The following is a 10152-nucleotide window of genomic DNA, read 5'->3' on the forward strand; positions in this document are numbered from 1 at the left end:
GTGCAGTGGGCGCCTGCCTCGCTCACGAGCGTCGCCCGCCGCAGCAGTGCGCCGGTGTCGGGCATCGTCATCGGTCGTGGCTCATCGGCGAGCACGTGCGACTCGATCAGGTCCCAGTCGCTTCCGAAGGCTCGCGCGAGCGAGCGCAGCTGATCGGCGTTGAGGCCCACCGCGAGGGCGAGCTCCAGCGGCTCGGCGAGGGCGTCGTCGTCCAGCATCCGTCGCCACATCACCGACCAGCGCGCGTCGAACGCGACCGACGAACCGACCTCGTCGAGCACTTCGATGAGCGGGGGCATTCCCGCCTGGATCGGAAAGGCCGAGAGCACCCGCTGCGCGAATGAGTGCAGCGTGCCGATCGCGGCCGCGTCGAGGTCATCGAGGGCCGTCTGCGCGCGAGCACGGGTCGCCCGGTCGTCCGCCGCAGTGTGAGCCTTCTCGAACGCGGCGCGCAGCCGATCCCGCAGCTCCGTTCCCGCCTTCTCGGTGAACGTGACGACGGCCGTCTCGGCGAGCGGCACTCCGTCGACCATCACCGAGCCGACGACGCGATCCACGAGGGCGGAGGTCTTGCCCGTCCCCGCGCCGGCATCGACGAACAGGTTCTCGTGGAGCTCGCTGCGGATCTGCTCGCGGKCCGGCTGATCGGCCAGGGGCGGTTCATCGCCGTGGGCGGGCTGATCGGCGAGGGTCATTCGCTCTCCTCCCCGTTCGACCCCGACGCGCTGAGCGCGGACGGGTCGAGCAATGCGAAGAGGTTCGCGAGCGAGGCATCCGTCCTCTTGCGTTCGCTGGCGCCGCGCACGTGTCCGTAGCCGACACCGTCAGGGTTGCAGAACGCGCACTGCACCCACGCGAAGTCATCGGATGCCGGCGGTCGGGCGATGAATCGTCCGTCTCGGATGCCGGTGGTCAGCGTCTCGAGTGCAGAACGGTAGACCTCCTCGAGGTGAGCATCGAGCCGCACATCGACACGCTCGCCGCGATTTCGTCGGCCGATGAACCAATACCCGGCATCGACGTTGTCGTTGCCGAAGGCAGCGCGAGCGGCGTGCGCGTAGAGGGGCAGCTGCAGCTTCTTGCCCGCGACGACCGGGTCCTTGGAGATGTCGGTGAAGCTCTTCGCACTGCCCGTCTTGAAATCGGTGACGATCAACGTCCCGTCGCGGGTCTCGTCGACGCGATCGGCACTGCCTCGCATGGCGATCGAGCCATTTTCGAGCTCGATGCGCACAGGGGCATGTCCGCGCATGCCGAAGGGCAGCTCGCTCGCGACCACGCGCGAGTCACGCGAGCGGTGTGCCGCGTCATCCAGGTCGAGGATCGCCTCGAGGTCCTGGTGCAGACGGTCGCGCTCGCGATCCCAGAGTCGCGGGTGGCCGGTGAGCCCACGACGCTCGAAGTCGTTCATCACCTCGTTGGTGATGGCGTGCATGCGTTCGTGATCCGCCGTGCTCCACGGCTCGCCATACCCGGGCAGTGCGTCGGCCTCGGTCGTCAGGCGATCCATGACCTCGTGCACGATCGAGCCGAGGTCCCACGGTCGGATCGTGATGATCTCCTCGGGTGTCTCCAGCGGTTTGACGTTCAGGATCCGCTCCACGAAGAACGTGTGCGGGCAGTCGGCATAGCGCTCCAGCGCGGTCGGCGAGATGAGTGCGGAGCCGTCGGCGTAGTCGGGCAGACCTTCGACGCCTTCGAGGTTGCCGTCGAAGCGGGTGAAGTCATCCGCACGACGGGCATCGATGTGCTCGAGGGCGCTGCCGAGCGCATCGTCATCGACGAGAACGCCGCCGCCGGCGAAGTGCCGCAGTCGCCATTCCTGCTCGCTGCCCGGACGATCGGCGCGCGAGACGCCTTCCCAGTGCGAGGCGACCGAGCGCAGTTCCGCACCGGATGCCTCGGCCCAGCGCGTCGCCTCGAGCTCGGGCTGCTCGGTCAAGGCGCGAAGGGTCGGCATCAGCCAACGGCTCGGCAGGCGCTCCGCACCGCGGCGCAGATCTCCGCGCGGGAAGCTCGCGACGACCTGGTCTCCGGCCGCGAACGCGGCAAGCACAGCACGGTGGTCCCGACGCAGTCGATCCCGTGCTGTCGGAAGCGCCCCTTCCGTGGCAATGCGGATGGAATCGGACAGCAGCGGATCGATCCGGTGCCGGCCGGGGAAGAGGTCTTCGGACAGCCCGAGTACGAACAGATGCGAGACGTCGAGCGAGGGGGCGGCGGAAATCGGCCCGACGAACACCCCGTCGCCGAACCGTCCGACGCGGGGTTTGCGCGCGTCGAGATCGACCTCCAGGATCTCGACGAGCTCACTCAGCCGTGGCGAGTCCCCGATGCCTTCGAGCTCGACGATCGCTCCGAGCACGACATCGATCGCGCTCGCGGCGCGCTGCTCGGGCTCGGGCAGCCTGGTCATCGCGTCGGCGGGACCGACGTATCGGCGGAACATCGCCCGCGCCCACTCCCCCAGCGCTGCCCAGCCGCTGAGAGCGCGGCCCTCCTGAAGTCGGTGCCGCAGCTCCGCGACGAAGGCCCCGAACTCCTGCGTTTCGAGGATGGAGCGCTCGCGGTAGGCGAGGGATCGCTCGCTCGCGTCGGGATTGTCCCGATCCGCATCGAGACGAGCCTGATGTCGCGCCTCGTGGTCGGCCAGGCGTTCGCCCCAATCGCCGCCCGTGATGCCGGCCTCGCGCGAAAGTCGCTCCCACCGCGTGCGCGGAACCGTCGCCGTGCCGTCGCCGATGCGCACCGGCACCCGTCCCAGCCAGTCGAAGAACGCGTCGCGGCGCAGGTCATCGGGGTCGAGGGACAGGAGTGCGAGGTACCCGTCGGCGATCGCGTGGTCGCGCAGCGGTCGTACCCCAGGTCCGTTGGTCGCGATTCCGGATGCCGCGAGATGATCGTGCAGCAACCGGGCGTAGGGCCCCGCGACCGGATGGAGCGCCGCGATCCGGTGCGCCGCGACGCCGTCCGCGAGGAGGGCACGCACCTCGCGCACGATCGCGCGCACCTCGTCGTCGGAGTCCGACGCGTGCAAGACCCGATGAGCCCCGGTCGTCGCGCCAGGCGCGGTCGCTGCGCCAGGCGCGGTCGCTGAGCCCAGCGCGGTCGCTGAGCCTGTCGAAGCGTCCGCGTCGCCGGTCTCGCCGAACCCTTCGAGCAGCGCCCCGTCCACGCTCGGTTCCCCCGTGAGTCCGAGGAGCGTTGTGACACCGGATGCCGCATCCAGCGCCGCGAGCAGGCTCAGCTCCTTCGGAGCGAGATCGTCGGGAAGGTAGAGGATGACCGGCCCGAGCTCGGCGCTCTGCGCGCGGCCGTCGCTGATCAAAGCCGTCGCGGCCTCGATCACGGCCGTCTCGTCGCGCCTACCCGCAAGTGCGCGCTCTGCGACTCGTCGGTGCAGCCGAACAAGATCTGCCGACAGCTCGTTCGACTCGGCGATGACAGAGAGCTGCTGGTCGTCGAGTTCCCGAAGTTCGCCGTGCGCCCGCACGAGTGCGCGAACCGTGGCGGGATGCTCGACGACCGGGGCGAAGCATCCGGGATCATCTGCAAGCTCGCGCCGCCAGAGTGCTGTCAGCAGTGCCGATGTGACCGGTGGCAGCGTGTCGCCCGCCGCGGCGAGCAGCTGCTCCGCGAGGCGACGGAGCGTCGTCACGTTGACGGCGGCGACTCCGCGTTGGCCTCCGAAGCCGACAGCGAGCGCGCGGCGCACGCTGATCGCGGCGATGTTGTCGCGAACTATGACGGTGACGGGCGCGAGTGGCGAACCTGCCTTCGCCTCCGCCACGAGGTCCCTCAGTTTCGCGACGGCGTCATCGCCATACGCGGTCGTATGCGTGGGCATGCGGCCTCCCTCCGGCGATGCTACTCACTCGCAGCGAGCGGCGGTGGCTCGAGCGTTGAGCTCGACGCCGCCACCTTGTCGCGAATCAGATTCACCGTCGCTTCGGCGTCCCGCATGAGCTGAAGGATGGCTTCGTGGTTGCGCCAATGCTGGGCCCACAACTCCTCGCCGACGACTGCGGCGAAGTCGACCTGCGTCGGCGTTCCCCATTCCTCGTACGCCGTAAGTCGCTCAGCGCGCGCCTCCAGGCCTGAGACTCCGCGGGTCAGCGGTGAGAGTCTCGCCGGCCCGAACATCCACGCCTGCCAAGCCTTGTTGCCCTTGCTCTGGTTGCACTTACCGCATGCCGGAACAAGATTGTGGATCTCGTGGATATAGCCCGTCGGCTGTTTGCCGATGACCAGCGGACGCAGATGGTCCCACTCCGTGGCGCCGTCGCCGCAATAGGCGCAGACGACCACGGCGCTCATGCCGAGAATCGCAAGCGCCTCGTCGATCTGGTCCTCGGTCGGCCAGATGATCGGCACGATGCCATTCACGAAGGAGTTCGTGATGCTCGACGACCTGCCTGTGATCCGGACAGGTTTGGGCATGGCGAAACGAAATGCTGAAGGGGCCACGTGCGCTAATCCTCATCCATGCCGGTTCCGATGCCCAGCCTCACGTTGTTGCACCACGACTGCAGCCCGCGCACCCGCACTACTCGGCGCCCGACGCACTGTCGAAGTCGCGCTGCCAGTCGTCCAGGGCTTTACGTGGACCGATCAGGCTGCCGAGCGGGACCCGAAACACCAGCCCCCGTCGAGCGTTGACCTGCTTGATGTTCTCGAGCAGCTGGGCATCCACGGCGTCGATCGCCGCGTGCACCTCTTGGACGCGGTGCTCCGGGTTGTCCCACAATCGAGGGTTGGCGAGCAGGTCCAGCAGATAGTCGCGGTCAAGAGCCGCGATGAGCTTGTCCAACTTGTCTTCGTACTCAGCCTGGGCGAGATCTCGCTGCGCCTTGTCTGCTTTGAGTCTCAGCCGCCGGAACAGCTCGGTGACATTCGCGACGAGCGAGTCCACCTGCCCGACGACCGTCGCGGACACTTCGTCGCCGATAGAGGCACGCTCCACATAGAGCTGTCTGAGCCCCAGAAGTTTGTCGATGCGCGTGCGGATGTGAGCCGGGACTTGTCGCGCCGCACTCATGGCGCTCGCATCCGTACCGGGCCTGCGGCGCCGATACCGCACCCAAATCACCACACCGACGACCGCGGTAGCCGCGAGAAGGGACAGCAGAATCCATCCGAATCGCCCAGAATCGGTGGTGCCGAAGGCCGCGCTGATCATGCCGGTGACGAAGAGGATGAAAATCGGGTACGCGACGAGGACGCCCGCGACGACCCATGCCGACCTCTTGTAATGGTCGTATCCCGCCAGACGCCTGCCGGACGCGTCGCGCTGGGCGCCGAAGAGCGTGATCAGCAGATCGATGAGCCACCAGATGCCGTAGCCGCCGAAGGTGAGGAGCTTGAGGAACCCCGTACCGATCTTCCCGAGGTAGAAGCGATCAACACCGAGGACGCCCAGCAGATAAGACAGAAGCACCGTCACGACGAAGCTCTTGTCACCCTCAGGCACTTCAGGTGCGGCCGGCAGAGGAGACATCCGCGGCGGCGGGATACTGGACAAGCCTTCCCCTTCGTTGTTCACGCTGGTTGCTGGTTCTTCAGCACCCCTCGGCTGCCCGAGTCGGCGGCAGTGCCGTCCGGCACTCGCCATTATGCGACCTGGCACCGACATCCGCAGGGCGAAGGCGGCGCGCGACCGCGAATCAACCGTGCGTCACCGTCGCTCGGTAGAGTCCGATCATGTCGCGCATGATCCCGGCCACGATCGCCGACGACGCACCACCCGGCGAGCACGCGGCCTTCGAATCGCTCCGCGACGCTCCCGCAACCGACGACTGGGTCGTCTTCCACTCCCTCGGCATCGGCCGGCATGTGAGCCAGTTCGAGGGCGAGGCGGACTTCGTCGTGCTCGCGCCGGGTCACGGCATCCTGGTGATCGAGGTGAAGTCGCACTTGCGCGTGCAGGCCGACGCGTCCGCTCGATGGAAGCTCGGCAACGACGACTGGACCACCCGCTCACCCTTCCAGCAGGCCAGCGGCGAGTTCCACAGCATCATGGAGTTCCTGCGGCAGCGGTCCCTCGAGCCGGTTTCCTACCCGGCAGGGTATGCGGTGTGGTTCACCGCGATCGCGCGGCAGAACATCCCTTCGGCGATCGGCTGGCAGGGGTGGGCAGTGATGGATGCCGCAGACCTGGGGAACGCGGCATCCGCGGTCCGTCGGGTGCTCGGCGCGATCGACCGTGACACGCCCGCGAAGAAGGTCGGATATCGGCACGTAGCCGGCGAGCCGTCGGCGGAACGGGTGGAGCGGATGCGCGGAGTCCTCTCCCCTKTGTTCGATGCGGAGATCAAGCCTGCCGAGCGCAAACGGCGTCGCGAGGGGGAGCTCGCGAAGCACACCGCGGACCAGCTCGCGGTGCTCGACATGGTCGCCCGGGCGCGGCAGGTGATCGTGGAGGGGCCTGCGGGTACGGGCAAGACGTTCATGGCCGAAGCCGCCGCACGTCGGCATGCCGCGCAGGGCGACCGGGTGCTCGTGGTGTGCTTCAACCGCCTGCTCGAGGAGCAGCTGCAGGTGCACCTGGACGGCGTCGACGGGGTCACGGTGCGGCGATTGCACGCGGAGATGGAACGGGTCGCCGGCGTCGCCTCCCCCGCGGACGGCGCCGACGTCGCATCCGACTGGTACAGCACCGAACTGCCATTGCGTGCACTGGATGCCGCCACCACCGCGGGGTTCGAGCCGCTGTATGACTACCTCGTCATCGACGAGGCGCAGGATGTCGCGACCGACGTGAACCTCGACTTCCTCGACGCGCTCCTCGTCGGCGGGCTCTCGCTCGGACGACTGCTCGTGCTCGGCGACTTCTCAAATCAGAACATCTACAAGTCCGGCACGGGCGACTCACGCGCGGTGTTCGAGCGGCGCATCCCCCACGCCACACCCGTCGACCTCAACACGAACTGCCGCAACCGCCGCGACATCGGCGCCTGGGTCGAGCGCGCCAGCGGGCGTGACGGACTCTGCGCGACCTACCGACGCGAGGGGTACGACGAAAACGCCGTCACCGTCGAGCAGTTCGGCTCCCGCGAGGACGAGATCAGCCTGCTGGATGCCGCGGTGCGGCAGTTGCGGTCGGAAGGCTACGGACCGAAGGATGTCGTGATCCTCGCCCCGTTCCGCGACTCGGCAGCGCTGCGGTCGGTGGAGAAGAAGCTCGTGTCGACGCTGGGTTCCGGCATCCGCGACGCATCGTACGTGCGCTGGGGCACGATCCACGAGTTCAAGGGGATGGAGGCACCCGCCGTCATCCTCACCGACATCTCGGGCCAGCGCAGCGATCGGATGCTCGATCTCATCTACGCCGGCGCAACGCGGGCGACTGACCGGCTCGTGGTTCTGACAGCGTGGGATGCTCGGGCAGCCAAACGGAGGCTGAGGCTGCTCCGCCCGGAACCGTACTGGCACTCGAATCTCGTTGCCGTTCGGGAAGCGGCAATGGCAACCTCAGTGTCGAGCAGATTGCGATGCATCACCTCGAACAGGTTCGCCCGAGTGCGGATCTCCGACATCGACCTGAGGCTGAGACGGCGCATCGAGTTGATCGACCAGCAGCTGCGGATGGCGACTCGTCCCCCGCGAATCGTGACCGCGGCGCTGGCGCTTCCGGCGGTCAGGTGAGGTCACGGCCGCGACGACGAATGCGTCCCTCCGCGCCCGCTTGAGGTTCACCGTGTCCTTTGGCCTCCGGACCGATATGGATGTGTCTGCGGTGTTGCCGCCATCATATTCATATGGTCCCCGACAGGAACGCTGCGTACGCCGCCGTCGATCAGCTCGCGGTTTGGTCGGACTGGGCATCCTTCGCGACCGCGGCACCGGTCGCGCCACTTACGCCAGGCGTCTATCAGATGCGCACGCGCGATGGCGTAATCGTGTACGTCGGCATGGCCGGCGAGCGCAGGGGCCAAGGCTTGCGTGGCAGGCTCTCGATCTACCGTCGCGGGAGAGGCCCTGTGAGCGGCTTCGGCGAGGCGGCGCTCGATCGGGCACTGGGGAACGCTGCCTTCATCGAAGAGCACCTGGCTGGCGTGCGTGCCGGCCAGCCTGTTCGGGCTTCGGTGTGGGCGCAGGACGCGATCCGGTGGCTTGATGTGGAGATTCGGTGGGCGGAGTGCGCGACCCAGGACACGGCTCTCGCGCTCGAAAGTGCCGCAGTCGAGATGCTGAAAAACCACTCGATCTGGAATCGCGTCGCCTCTCGTGTGCAAGTTCAGAAATACCCGAAGCGAACGCCGCCATCCTCAGTCTCACACTCAGGAGGAGGTCTCGATCTTGCCGTCGGGGAACCGACAACCGTCACCGAACTGACTCGACAACTCGGTCGCGAAGACGGTGGCCGAGCGGTGCGAAAGGCACTTCGCACCGGATTCCCGGATCACCCCAAAGGCGAATCCTGGGATCCGCTGACCTCGGCTCAGGTCGCTCACGTCAGCAAGATGCTTTCGCGGTAGTGGAAGGGAGTGTCGTGGGCGATCCATGGTGGGCACGTTGGCCGGATCCATTCGACGTCGACGCTAACTATGCGGGTCCGTTTGCAACGGAGGACGAGGCGAGGGCTGCGTTGCCTGATTGGTCCACCGATGCGGCATCGCCCGGCGGCTGGGGCCGAAGCGGCAGGGTGTTTCAGTCGGCCGAGCCACCTCATTAAGCCACCGAAAGGGCCGCCCCTGGGGCTTGGGTCCCGCTTAGGAGTCCGAGCTCGTCGGCGGTCTGAGGTCGATCGTAGGCACCATTCCGCCGTCAACGCCGCGCTTGGCGAGCATCTCGATCATGTCCTCCTGGCGCGGCTGTCCGAGGGTCAGCCGGTAGAGGGTCAGCGCCGACCGCAACTGCTCGTAGCGCCGGATGTCGCGGCTCAAAGGGTACTGAGCGAGCACGCGGTGAATTCTGGCGCGACCCGGATAGATCCACCACGGCGAGAACTCTCCCAAGTCGTTCTCGGAGGCGCCCGCTGCGTCGAAGGCGATATCCCACGCGTTCGGACCGGTGGATGCCAGGACGTCGGCCCAGTGCGCCTCTGCGACGTTCTTGCGCACGGCATGGCCCGCGAACCGGTTCACTCGACCCTCGCGCTGCTCGAAGTCGACGGGATTGGAGGGCAGGTTCCAATGGATGACGGAGTGACTCCACCAGTGGAAATCGATGCCCTCTTGGCCGACGCTGGTCGACGCGAGCACGAATGGAGCGAATGGGCTGTTGAACGACCCACGCACCTCGCTTTGACGCGCTCCGCTCTTGTCGTCCGCCTCGGTCGCGTACCGGCCGCCGTACCGCAGCGCGAACCGAGCCACGAGCGGGATCTCGGTGCGTTCGAGGGTGTTGTCATGCGCGACGTACCGTGCGGGTCGGATGCTGATCGCCTGGATGGCGTGGCCCACGACATCGAGGAGTCCCCTGTCGTCCAGCTCTGCGCCGCCGGTCTCACTGTGCAGCTGGAACAGGTACTCGTCGAGGACGGAGCGAAGGTTGCCGTCCGCGCAGTACTCCAGAACTCGTCGCCAGTACGGCTGCTCGTCGCCGTAAAGCGTGACGAGGAGCGCGATGCTCTCGGTGCGGTTGAAAAGCGTTCGAATGCCTTGGGCAAGCTCGAATGCCGCCGTCCAGATTCCTTCGGGGGTGGCGGAATGTCCGGCAATCGTCTGCAGCGCGCGCAACGCGACGTTCCCCGGCGCGAACGCTGCGAGCTGGGCAAGGTCGGAGTGACTTTGGACACTGCTCCCCGACTCGGTGACCTCCAGCGCGACGCGGATGTGCTCGACGAGCCCGATTCCGCCTTCCTCGTCACCCGATCCCGAAGCCAGCTCCTCAGGCGACTTTCCCGCGTGGCCAGGCGGCAGAGATCCCGGCCTGGCAAAGAATGCCTCCCACGCCTGATCGGCTTCTTCGCCGAGAGACAGTCGCTGGGAAACCTCCTCCAAGAAGARTTCTGAGCGCACGCGCCTGCCCGCCGCCCTCGCCGCAGCGAGCGCATCCGCCGCTGAGGCAAGTCCTGGATGCGGCCAGAACAGCGCGAGGGTGGACATCGCGGCAGCACGTCCTTCGGCCAGACGGTATTGGAGCCGGGCGACGACTGCCTTGCGCGCTTCGGGGGTATTTTCGCGTAGGAGTGAGCGATCACCCGCCGCC

At 67.2% G+C, this 10152-nt stretch carries 7 protein-coding genes; 2 read left to right on the forward strand and 5 right to left on the reverse strand.

What is annotated here, in order from left to right; all coding sequences use genetic code 11:
* The 4 genes from AC1DVT_RS13990 to AC1DVT_RS14005 all read right to left on the reverse strand — a co-directional run.
* The coding region (locus tag AC1DVT_RS13990; protein ID WP_477389654.1) for a UvrD-helicase domain-containing protein at window positions 1–695 on the reverse strand (695 nt) is incomplete at its 3' end.
* Window positions 692–3847 carry a PD-(D/E)XK nuclease family protein gene (locus tag AC1DVT_RS13995; protein WP_477389655.1) on the reverse strand — a complete coding sequence of 1052 codons (3156 nt, stop codon included), beginning with the start codon at window positions 3845–3847 and terminating at the stop codon, window positions 692–694. The genes AC1DVT_RS13995 and AC1DVT_RS13990, both read right to left, overlap by 4 nt.
* A 20-nt stretch (window positions 3848–3867) precedes the next feature.
* Window positions 3868–4467 carry an HNH endonuclease gene (locus AC1DVT_RS14000; RefSeq protein ID WP_477389656.1) on the reverse strand — a complete coding sequence of 200 codons (600 nt, stop codon included), beginning with the start codon at window positions 4465–4467 and terminating at the stop codon, window positions 3868–3870.
* A gap of 79 nt (window positions 4468–4546) precedes the next feature.
* On the reverse strand, window positions 4547–5497 hold the full coding sequence (locus AC1DVT_RS14005) for an NINE protein (RefSeq protein WP_477389657.1): 951 nt from the start codon (window positions 5495–5497) through the stop codon (window positions 4547–4549).
* 203 nt (window positions 5498–5700) lie between these two features.
* Here AC1DVT_RS14005 and AC1DVT_RS14010 point away from each other — a divergent pair, with 203 nt between their 5' ends.
* Both AC1DVT_RS14010 and AC1DVT_RS14015 read left to right on the forward strand, forming a co-directional pair.
* Window positions 5701–7644, forward strand: a complete 1944-nt coding sequence (locus AC1DVT_RS14010) for a nuclease-related domain-containing DEAD/DEAH box helicase (protein WP_477389658.1) — start codon at window positions 5701–5703, stop codon at window positions 7642–7644.
* 113 nt (window positions 7645–7757) lie between these two features.
* Window positions 7758–8477 (forward strand): hypothetical protein, encoded by a 720-nt coding sequence (locus AC1DVT_RS14015; RefSeq protein WP_477389659.1) that lies wholly within the window; start codon window positions 7758–7760, stop codon window positions 8475–8477.
* A gap of 234 nt (window positions 8478–8711) precedes the next feature.
* On the opposite strand, the gene AC1DVT_RS14020 is transcribed toward AC1DVT_RS14015, so the two are convergent.
* On the reverse strand, window positions 8712–10152 hold a 1441-nt coding region (locus AC1DVT_RS14020), incomplete at its 5' end, for a helicase-related protein (protein WP_477389660.1).

The sequence above is a fragment of the Microbacterium sp. P2_F9 genome, from assembly GCF_056403635.1.

Coding starts and splice junctions, on each gene's coding strand:
- AC1DVT_RS13995 (WP_477389655.1), bottom strand. CDS start 3,847: ATGCCCACGCATACGACCGCGTATGGCGATGACGCCGTCGCGAAACTG.
- AC1DVT_RS14015 (WP_477389659.1), top strand. CDS start 7,758: ATGGTCCCCGACAGGAACGCTGCGTACGCCGCCGTCGATCAGCTCGCG.
- AC1DVT_RS14005 (WP_477389657.1), bottom strand. CDS start 5,497: ATGTCTCCTCTGCCGGCCGCACCTGAAGTGCCTGAGGGTGACAAGAGC.